The 16,079-nt window shown below is 64.4% G+C and carries 16 protein-coding genes; 8 read left to right on the top strand and 8 right to left on the bottom strand.

The features are described 5' to 3' along the window. Window positions 1-99 precede the first annotated feature (99 nt). On the bottom strand, window positions 100-1,584 hold the full coding sequence (locus DN388_RS04095) for a nitrous oxide reductase family maturation protein NosD (protein ID WP_254996914.1): 1,485 nt from the start codon (window positions 1,582-1,584) through the stop codon (window positions 100-102). Between the two features lie 242 nt (window positions 1,585-1,826). Here DN388_RS04095 and DN388_RS04090 point away from each other — a divergent pair, with 242 nt between their 5' ends. The 3 genes from DN388_RS04090 (at window position 1,827) to def (ending at window position 3,698) form a co-directional block, all read left to right on the top strand. Beyond that, window positions 1,827-2,018: a CsbD family protein gene (locus DN388_RS04090; protein WP_043864177.1), complete on the top strand. Its 192-nt coding sequence runs from the start codon at window positions 1,827-1,829 to the stop codon at window positions 2,016-2,018. A 167-nt stretch (window positions 2,019-2,185) separates the two neighbouring features. Further along, window positions 2,186-3,169, top strand: a complete 984-nt coding sequence (locus DN388_RS04085; RefSeq protein WP_043864176.1) for a YihY/virulence factor BrkB family protein — start codon at window positions 2,186-2,188, stop codon at window positions 3,167-3,169. After that, the gene (gene def, locus DN388_RS04080) at window positions 3,159-3,698 is read left to right on the top strand and encodes a peptide deformylase (protein ID WP_254996911.1); all 540 of its coding nucleotides are present in this window, start codon (window positions 3,159-3,161) and stop codon (window positions 3,696-3,698) included. The genes DN388_RS04085 and def overlap by 11 nt, the downstream gene beginning before the upstream one ends. Here def and DN388_RS04075 read toward each other — a convergent pair. Beyond that, entirely contained in the window at window positions 3,650-4,102 is a 453-nt protein-coding gene (locus tag DN388_RS04075) for a GNAT family N-acetyltransferase (protein ID WP_043864174.1), read from the bottom strand. The two genes, def and DN388_RS04075, sit on opposite strands and share 49 nt — an antisense overlap. Before the next feature lie 282 nt (window positions 4,103-4,384). Here DN388_RS04075 and DN388_RS04070 point away from each other — a divergent pair, with 282 nt between their 5' ends. After that, complete coding sequence (locus DN388_RS04070; protein ID WP_043864173.1) at window positions 4,385-4,642, top strand: DUF2790 domain-containing protein; 258 nt, start codon at window positions 4,385-4,387, stop codon at window positions 4,640-4,642. A 3-nt stretch (window positions 4,643-4,645) separates the two neighbouring features. Here DN388_RS04070 and ada read toward each other — a convergent pair whose 3' ends face one another. From ada to DN388_RS04055, 3 genes are all read right to left on the bottom strand, one after another. Next, window positions 4,646-5,716 (bottom strand): bifunctional DNA-binding transcriptional regulator/O6-methylguanine-DNA methyltransferase Ada, encoded by a 1,071-nt coding sequence (gene ada, locus DN388_RS04065; protein ID WP_254996907.1) that lies wholly within the window; start codon window positions 5,714-5,716, stop codon window positions 4,646-4,648. Window positions 5,717-5,809: 93 nt separating this feature from the next. After that, complete coding sequence (locus tag DN388_RS04060; protein WP_054914952.1) at window positions 5,810-6,433, bottom strand: DNA-3-methyladenine glycosylase; 624 nt, start codon at window positions 6,431-6,433, stop codon at window positions 5,810-5,812. Between the two features lie 152 nt (window positions 6,434-6,585). Next, the gene (locus tag DN388_RS04055; RefSeq protein WP_254996905.1) at window positions 6,586-7,911 is read right to left on the bottom strand and encodes a PLP-dependent aminotransferase family protein; all 1,326 of its coding nucleotides are present in this window, start codon (window positions 7,909-7,911) and stop codon (window positions 6,586-6,588) included. A gap of 88 nt (window positions 7,912-7,999) precedes the next feature. On the opposite strand from DN388_RS04055, the gene DN388_RS04050 reads away from it, so the two are divergent. After that, a complete protein-coding gene (locus tag DN388_RS04050; protein WP_104572192.1) occupies window positions 8,000-8,971 on the top strand; it encodes a threonine dehydratase in 972 nt (323 codons plus the stop codon). Window positions 8,972-9,056: 85 nt separating this feature from the next. Further along, on the top strand, window positions 9,057-9,716 hold the full coding sequence (locus DN388_RS04045; RefSeq protein WP_078481629.1) for a LysE family translocator: 660 nt from the start codon (window positions 9,057-9,059) through the stop codon (window positions 9,714-9,716). A gap of 193 nt (window positions 9,717-9,909) precedes the next feature. Here DN388_RS04045 and DN388_RS04040 read toward each other — a convergent pair whose 3' ends face one another. Genes DN388_RS04040 through DN388_RS04030 form a run of 3 tightly spaced genes read right to left on the bottom strand, consistent with a single transcriptional unit; the run spans window position 9,910 to window position 12,156 of the window. Continuing rightward, window positions 9,910-10,689: an AraC family transcriptional regulator gene (locus DN388_RS04040; protein ID WP_088514502.1), complete on the bottom strand. Its 780-nt coding sequence runs from the start codon at window positions 10,687-10,689 to the stop codon at window positions 9,910-9,912. A gap of 9 nt (window positions 10,690-10,698) precedes the next feature. Then, on the bottom strand, window positions 10,699-11,169 hold the full coding sequence (locus tag DN388_RS04035) for a MaoC family dehydratase (RefSeq protein ID WP_043864165.1): 471 nt from the start codon (window positions 11,167-11,169) through the stop codon (window positions 10,699-10,701). Between the two features lie 42 nt (window positions 11,170-11,211). Next, window positions 11,212-12,156 (bottom strand): alpha/beta hydrolase, encoded by a 945-nt coding sequence (locus tag DN388_RS04030; protein WP_254998105.1) that lies wholly within the window; start codon window positions 12,154-12,156, stop codon window positions 11,212-11,214. A 201-nt stretch (window positions 12,157-12,357) separates the two neighbouring features. Here DN388_RS04030 and fadD2 point away from each other — a divergent pair, with 201 nt between their 5' ends. Together fadD2 and fadD1 are read left to right on the top strand one after the other, a co-directional pair. Next, a complete protein-coding gene (gene fadD2, locus DN388_RS04025) occupies window positions 12,358-14,046 on the top strand; it encodes a long-chain-fatty-acid--CoA ligase FadD2 (RefSeq protein ID WP_058541533.1) in 1,689 nt (562 codons plus the stop codon). Window positions 14,047-14,329: 283 nt separating this feature from the next. Further along, window positions 14,330-16,027: a long-chain-fatty-acid--CoA ligase FadD1 gene (gene fadD1, locus DN388_RS04020; RefSeq protein ID WP_043864162.1), complete on the top strand. Its 1,698-nt coding sequence runs from the start codon at window positions 14,330-14,332 to the stop codon at window positions 16,025-16,027. Window positions 16,028-16,079: the final 52 nt, after the last annotated feature.

The following is a 16,079-nucleotide window of genomic DNA, read 5'->3' as shown; positions in this document are numbered from 1 at the left end:
CCATTGTGCTGGGATTGCGCTGAAAACTAAAGCGGGGCCTGCTGACAGGGCCGACCATTCGCAGACAATCCCTGCCGACGAATGGCCACCCCGCGGTCCTCAGCGCGCCAGCGCCTTGCTCAACTCCGAGGTGGCCCCGTCGGTCCGGGTGACCGTTGCGGTGAACGCCTGCAGCCCATCTGCTTGCGGCAATACATACTCGAACTGCGCCTGACCCTTGGCATCCGTCGCCACCATCACTTCGCCCAGATACTGCTCCGCTTCACCGGCCTTTGAGTCAGCATTGCCGAACACCTCCACCCGCAACAGGCTGTCGGGCTCGCCACTCACCTGGCCCAGCAAGTGGTCACCTTTGACTGCCTTGAGCAGCGGGGCCGCCTGATCGTGATTGGGTACCGGCTGGCAACCCTGCGGTGCGGCCTTGTCGGTGCAGATGATCGCCCGGTTGGTGCCCGACGGGTCGACACCGATGCCACGCGAGCCCACATAGATCGCATGCTCCAGCGCCGGCACCGAAAACACGATGGCACCGGTGCGCTGATCGGGCACGCACGAACCGCCCGCTTCGCAGCGCCGGATATCCTGGCTGTTGTTCCAGATGCGGTTGGCGGTCAGGCGGTTGCTGGTGGAGGTCGGCTCCGGGCGCAGCGCCACGCCGATGCGGTTGCCGTGGATCAGGTTGCCATCGAGGATGTTGCCCGCACCGCTGACGCTCACGCCGATGGAGTTGCCGGTAAAGGTGTTGGCCCCCAGGTAATTGCGCTGGCCCCAGTTGATCTGCAGCCCGTCGGAATAGTCCTCGAAGCGGTTGCGCACCACCGTGTTGTCATTGCCCCACAGGATCTCGATGCCCTGGGAGGGCTCCGCGTTGGCCGGGGTGGAGCGAAACAGGTTGTCGGCCACCAGGTTGAACGCCGCGCCGCGGGTCAGCTCCAGGCCGTCGCCGTTGTCCACCAGCTGGTTGCGCAGCACCTTGTTGTTCACCGTGGTGGTGGCGGTCGAATTGCCCTGGCCGTCGTCGCCGGTCAGCATGATGCCGGCGCCACCCTTGTTGGCGGTGATGCGGTTGTCCTGGATGACGTTGTGGCTGGCGCGGTTGACCAGAATGCCGATGCAGAAATTACGCACATCCAGGCCGGAAATCTCCACGCCCTGGGTATCGCGTATCACCAGCCCCGGGCCGGTGGTGGTGCGCACATTGGTGCCGAACTGTCCGGGCACGGCGCCAGGGCATGCGCGCGTGCCGTTGCCGACGATATAGGCCGAACCGTCGATGGCGATGTACTCGCCGTTGCGCTTCCAGGCCGCACCTTCGAGGCTTACCGGGCCGAGAATCGGCGGCAGGGCCGAAGCGGGCTTGATCACGTAGGGCGGCTGGCCGACCGGGCGGATCTCGATCCGGTAGGTGCCGGGCGCCTGGTTGTTGCGCTCGATGGCCCAGCGCAGGCTGCCGGGCTGCTCGTCGTCGGCATAGCGATCGACCACCAGGGTGGTCAGGGCGGCGGGCTGTACGGCAGGTGCTGCGTGCAGGGCATGGGCAGGTACGGCCAGCAGCAGGGCTGCCAGCAAGGGGGAGATACGCATGGGTAGTGATCGCTGTGTCTGTTGTTTTTATCGCGCCCGGGCTGCAGGGCGCTGGTGCCCGATTCTAGGCAAAGCCGACAGCCCCTGGCGCAGGCCAGGCACGATTGGGTGCGATATTCGCCCGCTGTTTATCCATTGTGGGAATACACACCGCCCAAAAATATTTGAAACTCTCGCAGAAGCGGGCGGGTCCACTGACTGTCGACACTGACAGCTATCTGTTCCCCTTCAGGAGAAATGCCATGAGCAGCACTTCGGACAAAGCAAAAGGCTTGGCCAACGAAGCGGTAGGCAACATCAAGCAAGGCGTGGGCAAGGTGACCGATAACGATAAACTGCGCGCCGAGGGCAAGGCCCAGGAAGTCAAGGGCGAAACCCAGCAGGCAGTGGGCAAGGCCAAGGATGCGGTCAAGGATGCTGTGAAAAAGCCCTGACCGGCTGCGCGTGTAGCCGATAACGGCCATCTTCGGGTGGCCGTTCTGCTGTCTGTGGCAATCAATCGTAACCTCACAGACGTGGTCTACTAGACTACCGTCAGGTAAAACACCCCCCCAACGCTTGGATTACTGCCTATGACAGTGGAGCGGCGAAAGGAGACGCTATGATTTTCCCCAACTTGCACGGCCTGCCGTTGCATCGTGTTCTGGTGCGCACGGTAAGCGAGTTTCTCGATGACGAGATGTCCACCTATGCGTCGGCCCTGGCCTACCAGATGCTGTTTTCGCTGTTCCCCTTCCTGCTGTTCCTGATCGCCCTGATCGGGTTTCTGCATCTGCCCGACTTCTTCACCTGGCTGCGCCTGCAGTCGGAACTGGTGTTGCCGCCCCAGGCGCTGGAGCAGGTCAACCCGGTGATCGACCAGTTGCAGCAATCCAAGGGCGGGCTGCTCTCGGTAGGTATCGTGATCGCCCTGTGGACCGCGTCGGCGGGCGTGCGCCTGATGATGAGCGCGATGAACGCCGCGTATGACGTGGTGGAAGGGCGCCCGGTGTGGAAGCGCATCCCGCTGTCGGTGCTGTATACCGTCGGAATCGCCGGCATGCTGCTGGCCGCCGCCGCCTTGATGGTGCTCGGCCCGCAGGTGATGGAATGGATCGCCTCGCAGGTAGGCATGCAGGAGTTCATCGTCACGCTGTGGACCATCCTGCGCTGGCCGGCCATCATCATCCTGATGATGGTGGCGGTGGCATTGATCTATTACGTGATGCCCGATGTGGAGCAGGAATTTCGCTTCATCACCCCCGGCTCGGTACTGGCGGTGGTGGTGTGGATCATCGCGTCGCTGGGGTTTGGCTACTACGTCAAGACGTTTGCCGACTACAACGCGATGTACGGCAGCATCGGTGCGATCATCGTGCTGTTGCTGTACTTCTATATTTCTGCCGCAGTATTGCTGCTGGGGGCGGAGATGAATGCGGTGATCGAGCACATGTCGGCCGAAGGCAAGGACCCTGGCGAGAAGGAAATGCCCGACGACGATGCGCCGGAACATGATAAAAAGCATGTTTCCGGGTTGGGGCGCGATCACTCCATCCCGTCCGATTCCGCGCCTGAACCCGTGAGCCGAGCCCCGCATGATTCGTGACATCCTGAAGATGGGCGACGAGCGCCTGTTGCGCGTTGCACCGCCCGTACCGGCCCGTCTGTTCGGCACTGCCGAGCTTGAGCAGCTGATTGCCGACATGTTCGACACCATGCAGCACGTGGGCGGCGTGGGGCTGGCGGCGCCGCAGATCGGGGTCGACCTGCAACTGGTGATCTTCGGCTTCGAGCGTAGCGAGCGCTACCCGGATGCCGAGCCCGTGCCGCAGACCATTCTGCTCAACCCGGTGATCACCCCGGTGGGCACCGAGGTCGAGGATGGCTGGGAGGGCTGCCTGTCGGTGCCCGGCCTGCGCGGCGTGGTCAGCCGCTACCGGCACATTCGCTACAGCGGGGTCGACCCGCAGGGCCAGCCCATCGAGCGCTCGGCAGAGGGTTTTCATGCGCGGGTGGTGCAGCACGAATGCGATCACCTGGTCGGTCGCCTGTACCCCTCGCGCATTCATGACTTCAGCAAGTTCGGTTATACCGAGGTGCTGTTCCCGGGGCTGGACCCGGCCAGCGACGACTGATCCCGCGCCAACGCGATCAACGATTTGCTGCGCTGATAGCGCGCCAGACGCTCATTGAGCTGCAGCGGCAGTGCGCCGGCAGGGCTGAACCCCAGTGGCTGGTAGAAGGCCAGCAGGTCCGGGTGGCAGAACAGCCACACCGTGCCCGGCTTGCCGGCGCAGGCATGCTCGATCAGTTGTCGTGCAATGCGCCGGCCGCGCCAGGCGGGTGCCACCAGCAAGCCGGTCAGCCAGAACCCCTCGGGTACCGCGCTCATGTTCACTGCGGCGACAAGCTCACCCGCACGCGCCACCCAGGCCTCGCCCTTGGCACTGGCACGCATGGCCGTACCTTCGGCGCGATAGAATTTGTTCAGCAAAGGGCGCTCGGCAGCGCTTAGCAGGCTGTAGCGTATTTCACTCACGGCGGTTTCCAGCAAGGGCTCTGGCACGGGCTTTTACACGGGCTTGGGTAGGCTGTCGAGGGCTTGCCGTGCGGTTATTGTTACCGAGGCGGTAACAGTGAATGTCCGGCTTCGGGCTTCAACCACCTTCGCAACCTTATAAACTTGACCCATCCCAGCAACTAGAAGCGTAACGGGATCGGTACTTCGTGTTATGTCCATTCGTTGATATGACAACTTCTCCGCGCCAACTTGGCTGATGAAGTCAAACACTTCGTTTGATTGCTTTGCAGGCCTAATACCATGAAAACCTTACTTGCACTTGTATTGGTGGGTGTCTCTTCGTTCGCCCTGGCGGACGAGGTCAAGACCGCTGCTGCGCAGCCGGTGGTCGAGCAATATGACTATTCGACCAACCTGGACATCGCCCGGGTGATCAGCCTCTCGACCCTGCCCAATGTCTGCGAAGTGGTGCCGGCCACCATGACCTATGAAGACCATCAGGGCCAGCGCCACACCATCGAATACCGCGCCATGGGCGATGGCTGCAGCCAGGGCTGATCATCACAGGTCACTGGGCTGTTGTTCCCGGGCCAGGAGCGCCTGCTTGCGCTCCACGCCCCAGCGGTAGCCGGACAGGTTGCCATCACTGCGTACCACCCGATGACAGGGCACTGCCACCGCCAGGCTGTTGGCGGCGCACGCCTGGGCCACCGCCCTGACTGCCCTGGGCGCGCCAATGCGCTGGGCGATCTCGGCGTAGCTGGCGGTGCTGCCTGCCGGGATGCTGCGCAACGCCTGCCACACCCGCTCCTGGAAGGCCGTGCCGCGCAGGTCCAGTGGCAGGTCCAGGCCCAGGGCGGGCGCTTCTATGAACCCCACCACCTTGGCCACCCACTGCTCGAATTCGGCGTCGGCGCCAATCAGTTCGGCTTTGGGAAACTTGTCCTGCAGGTCGTGCAGCAACGCCTCGGGGTCGTCGCCGAGCAGGATGGCGCACACCCCGCGCTCGCTTTGGGCCACCAACAGCGCGCCGAGTGAGCACTGGGCAATGGCAAAGCGGATCGAGGCATTGGCGCCGCCCGCGCGATAGGCGGCCGGGGTCATGCCCAGCCGGGCGTTGCTGTCTTCGTAGAAACGGCTGTTGGAGTTGTAGCCAGCCTTGTACAGGGCGTCGGTGATCGAGCCCGGCTGCTCAAGCTGCCGGCGTACCTTGTGCGCGCGTCTGGCATTGGCGTAGGCCTTGGGGGTGAGGCCGGTCGCGGCCTTGAACACCCGGTGGAAGTGATACGGGCTCATGCCGACATGGGCGGCCACTTGCTTGAGGCTGGGCTCGACCTCGGCCGTTTCGATCAGCTGGCAGGCCCGGGTGACCTGGGTGGCATGCTGCTCGGCCAGTTGGCGCGGGTCGGCGGCGTAGTGCCGGCTGGGGCGATAGCCGGCGGCCTCGGCCTGGGCGGCAGTGTCGAAGAACTCGACGTTCTCCGGGCGCGGCAACCGTGACGGGCTGGAGGCGCGGCAGTAGACCCCGGTGGTGCGAACCCCATAGACGAAAGCATCATCCGCTGCGGCGTCGCGGGCCAGCACGGCTTGCCAGCGTGGTTCGTTGACATCGATCGAAGGTGTGCGGGGCATGGCGTGTGGCTCTTGGCTGAGGGCGATGTGGTGAGGGTAGGTGGCGCCGTGCGGGGCGGCACTCCGGGTCTTGCGGTGGAATTCGCCCGGGTTTCAGCCGGTGGCGGGAACGCGCCACAGGTACCAGGCGGCCACGGTGCGATACGGGCTCCACGGGGCGCCGAGTTCCAGCATCTGCTTGCGCGTGGGCTGGGCGGGCAGGGCGAACAGGCGACGGTAGCCTTCGCGCACGCCAAAGTCATCGGCGGGCAGGGTGTCCATGTGTTCAAGGGTGTAGATCAGCAGCATCTCCACGGTCCAGCGTCCAACCCCGCGCAGTTGCGTCAGGCGCTCGATCAGGCTGGTTTCGTCGAGACGGCGGGCCAGCTCATGGTCGGGTACCAGGCCGTCGAGGCGAGCCTGGGCGATGCCCTGGATAGTGGCCAGCTTGCTCGCGGAAAACCCGCAGGCACGCAGTTGCTCGGGCGCGGTGGCCAGCAGTTGCTCGGGGCTGGGGAAGGCCTGCCCGGGGTACAGCGCCAGGAACCGCCGCAGGATCGCTTCGGCGGCCCTGGCGTGCAATTGCTGGTAGGCAATCGACCTGACCAGCGCCTGATACGGGTCGCGGGTGGGCAGCGTTTGGTGCAGGCATGGGCCGATGCGCTCGATATGCGCGGCCCACTTCGGGTCGAGGCTGGCCAGGTGGGCGCAGGCCTGGGTGTAGAACAGCGGGTTCATGCCGGTTTCCGTGGGTAAGGGAGCAGGTTCAGTGTAGAAAAGGTGACTGGGGTTTCACTCCGGATGTTGCGATTGAATTGGAGGGCCTCTTCGCCGGCACCGGTACCGCTTTCTCTGCAGGAGCCGGCCTTGTCGGCGAAGGGGCGGCCCGCTCACCCTGAAACCACTTCCGCCACCCTTTCCAGCGCCTGCTTCAACTGCGCCCGGCTCTGCGCCGCCGACAGGCTGATGCGCACCGCTGCCCGGTCGCCCTGGCGCACCGCGAACACCTCGGCTGGCACCACTGCCACGCCGGCATCACGGCACGCTGTGGCGCGCACACCGTTGACCCAGACATGCGGCGAAGGCACATCCCCCACCAATGCCTTGCCCAGTATCCGCCTGGCCATCCGCCAGCGCTGACCCACTTCTTCACGCTGCCAGGCCACGCGTCGCGTCGCGGTGCCGTCATCGATCCAGCGGCAGGCGATCTCCAGGTCCAGCGGCGACACCGGCCAGTGTGTTGCCTGGGCATGCGGGTCGATGCGCGCCAGCAACTCGGCGCTGCCGACGATCCAGCCCAGGCGCAAACCGGCCGCGACGCTCTTCGACAGGCTGGTGACCAGCACGCCGCGCCCGCCCACCTGTGCCAGCAGCGCCGGGGTATCGGCCAGGGCACCGTAGACATCATCTTCGATCAAGGTCAGGGCATGGCGCTCGATCACTGCGGCAATGGCGGCCTGGCGCGCAGCGCCCATGCAGGCGCCGGTGGGGTTCTGCAGGGTCGGCGTCAGCACCACGACCCGCGCGCCGGTGGCACGTGCGACACGGTCCAGGTCGTCGGGCAGGATGCCCTGGCCGTCCAGCGCAACCTCGTGCAACGGCAGGCGCAACTGTCGACAGGCCGCCTTGATACCGGGTGCGGTCAAGGCCTCGACCATCACGGCGTCTCCGGGCTGGCACAGCGAAAGCAGCACGTTGAACAACCCCAGCTGGGCACCGCCGCACAGCAGCACCTGGCGCTCGTCCAGTTGCAGGCCGCGCCGGCGCAGCCAGGCGGCGCCCTGAAGGCGCCCGCGCAGCAACTGTTCGGCACCCAGGTAATGCTCGAGCTGGCCGGCAGGGCCTTGTTCCAGCAGATGGCGCAAGGCATGCGCCAGGTCGGGGCTGCTGTCGTCGGCCACCGGCACATTGGTCGACAGGTCGATCTGCGTCGCTTGCTGGCCGGGTTGCTTGAGGCGGAACAGCGTTGCTTCCTTGCTGCCCGCCAGCACGTAGGTGCCTCGCCCTACCTCCCCGGACACCAGATGCCGGGCCGCTGCCTCGCGGTACGCCTGCTGGGTGGTGCTGGGGTTCAGGCCCAGGTTCCAGGCCAGGCGCCGCTGCGGCGGCAGGCGCTCGCCCACTTTCAGCTCGCCGCTTTCGATCGCCCGCGCAATCGCCTCGACCAGTTCGAGGTAGCGGGGCAGGGAGGTGTCGCCTAGGGTGGGGGTCCACATTTATTGTTGGCCATGCAATATAAGGGTTCACCCATACAATGCGGCGCGACTAGGATCAGGTCAATTCCCCTGGCCATCGAGGTGCCTCATGTTCGACCTGTCCGCCCTGCGCGACGCTGCCCGCCTGGTACACACCCGCGTTCCTGCCACGCCCCAGTACGCCTGGCCGCGCCTGGCCGAACGCGTGGGCTGCCAGGTGTGGGTCAAGCACGAGAATCACGCGCCCACCGGTGCCTTCAAGGTTCGCGGCGGGCTGCTTTACGTGCAGGCGCTGCTGGCGCGCTCACCCACGGTGCGCGGGCTGGTCACCGCCACCCGTGGCAACCACGGGCAGAGCCTGGCGCTGGCGGCGCGCAGTGCCGGGTTGCCGATCATCATCGTGGTGCCCGAGGGCAACTCGCGGGAAAAGAATGCCGCCATGCGCGCGCTGGGTGCGCAGTTGGTGGAGCATGGCGCCGATTTCGACCTGGCGCGGGCCGAGGCGGCGCGACTGGCGCAGGTGCACGGCTATGAAAGCGTGCCGCCGTTCCACCCGGACCTGATCCGCGGCGTGGCCACCTACGCGCTGGAGCTGTTCGAGGCCGTACCGGCGCTGGACTGCGTGTACGTGCCGATCGGCATGGGCTCGGGCATCTGCGGGCTGATTCGTACCCGTGACCTGCTGGGGCTGCACACCGAGATCGTCGGGGTGGTGTCCACCGAGGCCGATGCCTTTGCCTCGAGTTTCGAGCAGAACCGCATCGTCACCACCGAAACCGCCAACACCTTCGCCGACGGCATGGCATGCCGCATGCCCTTGCCCGAGGCGTTCGAGATCATCCGCCAGGGCGCGGCGCGGGTGGTGCGCGTCAGCGACCCTGAAATCGCCAACGCCATGCGCATCTTCCACGAAGACACGCACAACACCGCCGAAGGTGCCGGTGCGGCGGGGCTGGCGGCGTTGTTGCAGGAGCGCGAGCGCCAGCAGGGGCGCAAGGTGGCAGTGGTGCTCAGTGGCGCCAATATCGACCGGGAGCGGTATGCGCAGGTGCTGGCTGGGAATGTTGAACGGTTCGAATGAGCCTGATGGCAATTTCTTCCAATACACCACCCTCCCTCACTGAGTCTAATGGCGCCTGCCCTTCATCGTCGGTAGTCGAGCGTTCATGCCATTTTCCAACGGATTTCTTCTCAGCCTGTCGTTGTGCCTGGATATCGGCGTGGCCAATATCGCCATGATCACCCTGGCCATGCAGCGCGGCTTTCTGCAGGGCTTCTGGCTGGGGCTGGGCACCTGTGTGGGGGATCTGATCTATGCCGTGGCGGCATTGCTCGGCATGACCGTGCTGCTGCAGTTCACCAGCGTGCGCTGGGTGTTGTGGGTGGGCGGTTCGCTTTTGCTGGTGTGGTTTGCACTGAAGATGCTGCTGGCCGCCTGGCGCGGCAATGCGCATATGGACACCAGCCAGCAGGTGGTGCGCGAATCGCCCTGGCGCGAGTTTCTGCGCGGCATCTTTCTGGCCATGTCTTCGCCCAGCGCGATCCTGTGGTTTGCCGCGGTCGGCGGGGTGCTGATCTCGCGCTCCGGCGCAGGCGGCATGCTCGAGGCCGGGTTGTTTCTCAGCGGGTTCTTCATTGCCGGGCTGCTGTGGTGCGCGTCGCTGTGCACCTTGGCCAGCCACGGCGGGCGCCTGCTGGGCGACCGTCTGCTGACCTGGTCGTACCTGGCCTCGGCGGGCATCTTCTGCTATTTCGCGGTGTACGTGATCGTATCGGGCTACCGCGAATTCATCCTCGCCGCGCCGGTCGCCGGGGCGGGTCTATAATAAGTCAGTCACCGGCAAGCAGGTGTCGCGCTCAGCGGAGGGCCTGTCATGAAAGGTCTGGATGCGAAAAAATCGGTCAAGAAGAAACCCGCCAAAACCGCCAAGGAAAAACGCACGGCAAAACGTTCCAAGGACGGGACGGCAGGCTTTTTGCCGCATTGACCGGTCAGGGCTGCGCCAGCAGCTCTTTTGCTTATGAAGGCTTGAACGCCTGCCAGTAATGATGGGGCGTGGCGCCCATTACCCGGCGAAAACTGTTGATGAAATGGCTCTGGTCGTAGAAGCCCAGAAGCTGGGCCACGTCCAACGGGTGCAGGCCGGCGCGCAGGCAACGGCGTGCCTCGATCAGGCGCAGTTGCATGTGGTACTGCAGCGGTGCCAGCCCTGTGGCCTTCTTGAAGCTGCGCACGAAGTGGTACTTGCTCAACCCGGCCACCTGCGCAAGCTCGTCCAGCTCAAGCTTGTGCCCCAGGTGCTGGCGCATGAACTGCAGCGCCTGGGCCAATGCGTGGCTGTATTCGCCGGGCCTGCCGGGCGACTGCTCCAGCCATTGCGCCAGCAGGGCCAACAAGGCTTCCTCCTGATGGCCGGAGTGTGCCGGCGCACGGGCGAAGGCCACGATCGCCTGGCACAGCGCAGGCTGGTCGAACACGCCTTGCTCGAACAGCGGGCTGTTCAGGTTGTTCTGGCTGACCAACCGGGCTATCGCCTCGGGTGCCAGGTGCAGGCTGATGTACTCCACGCCTGCCGGGTCGAAGGTGGAGGCCTGCACCGCCAGCGGGTTGTACAGGGTCACCTGACCCGGCGCCGCCTGCAGCTCACGTCCGTCCAGCCAGATCTGCTCGCAACCGCTCAGGTTAACGCCCAGCACATACTCGTCATGGGCATGACGCGGAAAGCTGGCGGCGCTGGCCCTGACCCAGTAGGCCTCGACCAGGCCGCCCGCCTGCAGGTGCTCGGTAACCAGCGCCATGGGACGCTATCAGCCGATGGTGATCGGCGGCGGGCTCACCAGATCGACGCTCTGCTGCTTGCGCGGGGCGAGGATCTCGGCTTCGCCGTCCACCACCAGTTCGTCGTGCTGGTTGAACACGCGGGTGGCAATGCGCACGCGGAACTTGGGCAGCTTCTCGAGGATTTCCAGGCGCACGGTCAGGGTGTCGCCGATCTTCACCGGCTTCTGGAAGCTCATCTGCTGGCCCAGGTAGATGGTGCCGGGGCCGGGCAGTTCGCAGGCCACTGCGGCACTGATCAGCGCGCCGCTGAACATGCCGTGGGCAATGCGTTCCTTGAACATGCTCCTGGCCGCGAATTCGGCATCCAGGTGCACCGGGTTGTGGTCACCGGACATCGCGGCGAACAGCTGGATGTCGCGTTCTTCGACCGTCTTGCTGAAGCTGGCGGTCTGGCCCACTTCGAGGGCTTCGTAAGGCGTGTTGGTGACCTGGGTCATGCAGGCTGTTTCCTTCAAGGTTCGGACAAGGTGCGTACTGTATCACTCGCTGCGGGCCGGGCGGCCCTGGGTCAGCGCCTGCTCGAGCCAGGCGATGAGCGCCGCCGTCACCTCGTCACGGTTGGTTTCGTTGAGCAGTTCATGGCGTGCCTGCGGGTAGAGCTGCAATTGCACGCGCTGATTGCCGGCAAGGCGCAGGGCGCCGACCAGATCCTTCAGACGTTTGCCGGCGCTCACCGGATCACATTCGCCGCCCATCACCAGGATCGGCAGGTTGGGATCGATCTGTGCCAGGTGCCGCGGCTGGCTGATGTGTTCCAGGCCCATCAGCAGGTCGACCCACAGGCGGTTGGTGCAGCGAAACCCGCACAGCGGGTCGGCCACGTAGGCGTCGACCTCGGCGCTGTCGCGGCTGAGCCAGTCGAAGGCCGTGCGGTTGGGCTTGAACGCCTTGTTGAACGAACCGAACGACAGCCAGTCGATCAGGGCGCTGCGTCCCAGCGGGCCCTGGCGCCAGGCTTCGAGGCGGGCGATCACGCAGGCCGCGCGGTACAGCGCCGGTGGCTGGAAGTTGGAGCCGCTGAGCACCGCCCCCTGCAGGCTGGCGCTGTGGTGCAGCAGGTAGGCCTGGACGATGTAGCTGCCCATGCTGTGGCCGAACAGGAACAGCGGGGCGCCCGGGTGCTGCTGGCCGATGTGCTGGGCCAGGCTGGCCAGGTCGTTGACCACGCTGTCCCAGCCCTGGTGGCTTGCGAACAGCCCCAGGGTGCCGTGTTCGGCGGTGCGCCCGTGGCCGCGCTGGTCGTGGGCATACAGCGCGAAGCCGGCAGCGCTCAGTGCCTGCCCGAGGCGCTGGTAGCGCCCGGCATGCTCGGCCATGCCATGGGCCTGCAGCACCACGGCCCGGATCGGCGCGGCGGGCAGCCATTGATACACATGCAGGCTGCAATGGTTGCTGGCCGGCAGCCAGAACACGTCGTGGTTCATGGCGGTTCCCTTGCGCAAGTGGCTGATCCTGCAAGTGTATAGCCCATTTGTGTAATTGAACGGATGATGGCAACAAGATTCAGAATGTTAATGACAGGTCTTGGCATGTTTGCCCCCTGCGGCTTAACTGCTAACGTCGGCACACGATGCGATTTTCTGCATGCAGGCAGCCCACAGGCTCAGGAATGAGGACAAGAATAAATGCAAGCTGACTTCTGGAATGACAAGCGCCCCGCGGGCGTGCCCTCACATATCGACCTGACTGTCTACAAGTCGGTGCTGGAGGTGTTCGAGCGCTCCTGCAAGCGCTTCGCCGACCGCCCGGCGTTCACCAACCTGGGCGTCACCCTGACCTACGCCGATCTGGATCGCCAGTCCGCGGCCTTTGCCGGCTACCTGCAACAGCACACCGACCTGGTCCCGGGTGATCGCATCGCGGTGCAGATGCCCAACGTGCTGCAGTACCCGATTGCCGTGTTCGGCGCGATGCGCGCCGGGCTGATCGTGGTCAACACCAACCCGCTGTACACCGCGCGCGAGATGCGCCACCAGTTCAAGGACTCCGGCGCCCGTGCCCTGGTGTACCTGAACATGTTCGGCAAGCTGGTGCAGGAGGTGCTGCCCGATACCGGCATCGAGGTGCTGATCGAGGCGAAGATGGGCGACCTGCTGCCGCTGGCCAAGGGCTGGCTGGTGAACACCGTGGTGGCGCGGGTCAAGAAGATGGTGCCGGCGTATCACCTGCCCCAGGCGGTGCCGTTCCGGCAGGTGATGCGCCAGGGCCGTGGCCATGCGCTCAAGCCGGTGCAGGTGACGCTCGATGACGTGGCGGTGCTGCAGTACACCGGCGGCACCACCGGCCTGCCCAAGGGCGCGATGCTCACCCACGGCAACCTGGTGGCCAACATGCTGCAGGTGCTGGCGTGCTTTTCGCAGTTGGGGCCGGACGGGCAGAGAATGATCAAGGAAGGCCAGGAGGTGATGATCGCGCCGCTGCCGCTGTATCACATCTATGCCTTCACCGCGAACTGCATGTGCATGATGGTCACCGGCAATCACAACGTGCTGATCACCAACCCGCGCGACATACCGGGCTTTGTCAAAGAGCTGAAAAAGTGGCGCTTCTCGGCATTGCTGGGCCTGAACACGCTGTTCGTGGCACTGATGGAAAATCCGGATTTCAAGCACCTGGATTTCTCCTCGCTGAAGGTCACCAACTCCGGCGGCACGGCGCTGGTCAAGGCCACTGCCGAGCGCTGGGAGAGCATCACGGGGTGTCGCATCGTCGAAGGCTATGGCCTGACCGAAACCTCGCCGGTGGCCAGCACCAACCCCTACGGCCAGCAGGCGCGCCTGGGTACGGTCGGCATACCGCTGCCCGATACCGCATACAAGGTGATCGATGATGACGGCAACGAGCTGGCCCTGGGCGAGCGCGGTGAGCTGTGCATCAAGGGGCCGCAGGTGATGAAGGGCTACTGGCAGCGTCCGGACGCCACCGCCGAGGTGCTCGATGCGCAGGGCTGGCTCAAGACCGGCGATATTGCAGTGATCGACCCGGACGGCTTCACGCGCATCGTCGACCGCAAGAAGGACATGATCATCGTGTCGGGCTTCAACGTGTACCCCAACGAGATCGAGGACGTGGTGATGGCGCACCCCAAGGTGGCCAACTGCGCGGCCATCGGAGTGCCGGACGAGCGTTCCGGCGAGGCGGTGAAACTGTTCGTGGTGCCACGCGATGGCGGCGTGAGCGTCGAGGAGCTCAAGGCCTACTGCAAGGCCAACTTCACTGGCTACAAGGTGCCCAAGCAGATCGTGCTGCGTGATTCGCTGCCGATGACCCCGGTGGGCAAGATCCTGCGCCGGGAATTGCGCGATATCGCCTGAAAGCCATTCGCTGGCAAGGCCGGCTCCTACTTTGCCGTGTAGGAGCCGGCCTTGCCGGCGAAGCTTTTGCTGAATAGACCCTTTACTCTAAAAATGACTACTGGGTATTCGTTAGTCATTTATGTGACTTTGCGGCCCACTTTGGCTCTAGGCGCCCTCTGGCAAAGCTGCTACTCTCGGCGCGCTTCTGATGCTTCGGTTTGTAGCAATCCGTCATCACATATCAATAATAATCGCGTCGACTGCGGAGAAGATTTCGCTGTTGCTGGAGGAGTGGGCTTCCATGATCGAACACTTTTGGAAGGATAAGTACCCAGCCGGGGTTGCCTCGCAAATCAATCCTGATGAGTATCCGAACATTCAAGCGGTATTGAAGCAGTCCTGCCAGCGTTTCGCCGACAAGCCGGCGTTCAGCAATCTGGGCAAGACCCTCACCTATGGCGAGCTGTATGAGCTGTCGGGGGCGTTTGCCGCCTACCTGCAGCAGCATACCGACCTGCAGCCCGGTGACCGTATCGCGGTACAACTGCCAAACGTATTGCAATACCCCGTGGCCGTCTTCGGTGCGATGCGCGCCGGGCTCATCGTGGTCAACACCAACCCGCTGTACACCGCGCGGGAGCTGGAACACCAGTTCAACGATTCCGGTGCCAAGGCGCTGGTGTGCCTGGCCAACATGGCCCACCTGGCCGAAAAGGTCGTTCCCAAGACCCAGGTCAAGCACATCATTGTCACCGAAGTGGCCGACCTGCTGCCACCGCTCAAGCGTCTGCTGATCAATAGTGTGATCAAGTACGTGAAAAAGATGGTGCCGGCCTACCACCTGCCCAAGGCCGTCAAGTTCAACGATGCGCTGGCCAAGGGGCAGGGCAAGGCGGTCAACGAAGTCAGCCCCGACAGCGGCGATGTCGCCGTGCTGCAGTACACCGGTGGCACCACGGGTGTGGCCAAGGGTGCGATGCTGACCCACCGCAACCTGGTGGCCAACATGCTGCAATGCCGTGCGCTGATGGGCTCGAACCTGGGCGAGGGCTGCGAGGTCCTGATCACGCCGCTGCCGCTGTACCACATCTATGCCTTCACCTTCCATTGCATGGCGATGATGCTGATCGGCAGCCACAACATCCTGATCAGCAACCCGCGCGACCTGCCGGCGATGGTCAAGGAACTGTCCAAGTGGAAGTTCACCGGCTTCGTCGGCCTGAACACTCTGTTCGTGGCCCTGTGCAACAACGAGACCTTCCGCAAGATGGACTTCTCGGGGCTCAAGCTCACCCTGTCGGGCGGCATGGCCCTGCAGGTGGCGGTGGCCGAGCGCTGGAAGAGCGTCACCGGTTGCTCCATCTGCGAAGGCTACGGCATGACCGAGACCAGCCCGGTGGCGGCGGTCAATCCGGCCGAGCACAACCAGATCGGTACCATCGGCATTCCGCTGCCGTCGACCCTGTGCAAGGTGATCGACGACAATGGCAAGGAGCTGGCGCTGGGCGAGATCGGCGAGCTGTGCATCAAGGGCCCGCAGGTGATGAAGGGCTACTGGCAGCGCGAAGAGGCGACCACCGAGATCCTGGATGCCGACGGCTGGCTCAAGACCGGTGATATCGCGGTGATCCAGACCGATGGCTACATGCGCATCGTCGACCGCAAGAAGGACATGATTCTGGTGTCTGGCTTCAACGTTTACCCGAACGAACTCGAAGACGTGCTGGCGACCCTGCCGGGCGTATTGCAGTGCGCCGCCATTGGCGTCCCGGACGAGAAATCGGGCGAACTGATCAAGATCTTCATCGTGGCGCGGCCGGGTGTGACCCTGACCAAGGACCAGGTGATGGAGCACATGCGCGCCAATGTCACGGCGTACAAGGTGCCGCGCCTGATCGAGTTCCGCGATGCCTTGCCGACCACCAACGTGGGCAAGATCCTGCGGCGCGAGTTGCGCGATGAAGAGTTGAAGAAGCTGGGCCTCAAGAAGATCGCCTGAGGTTTAACCTTCGGGCCTCATCGCGGGTCAAGCCCGCTCCCACAAGGACAGT

It is taken from the genome of Pseudomonas sp. S12(2018) (assembly GCF_024355235.1).
GTDB classification, from domain to species: Bacteria; Pseudomonadota; Gammaproteobacteria; order Pseudomonadales; family Pseudomonadaceae; genus Aquipseudomonas; species Aquipseudomonas palmensis.
This window is presented reverse-complemented; position numbering and strand designations above follow the sequence as displayed.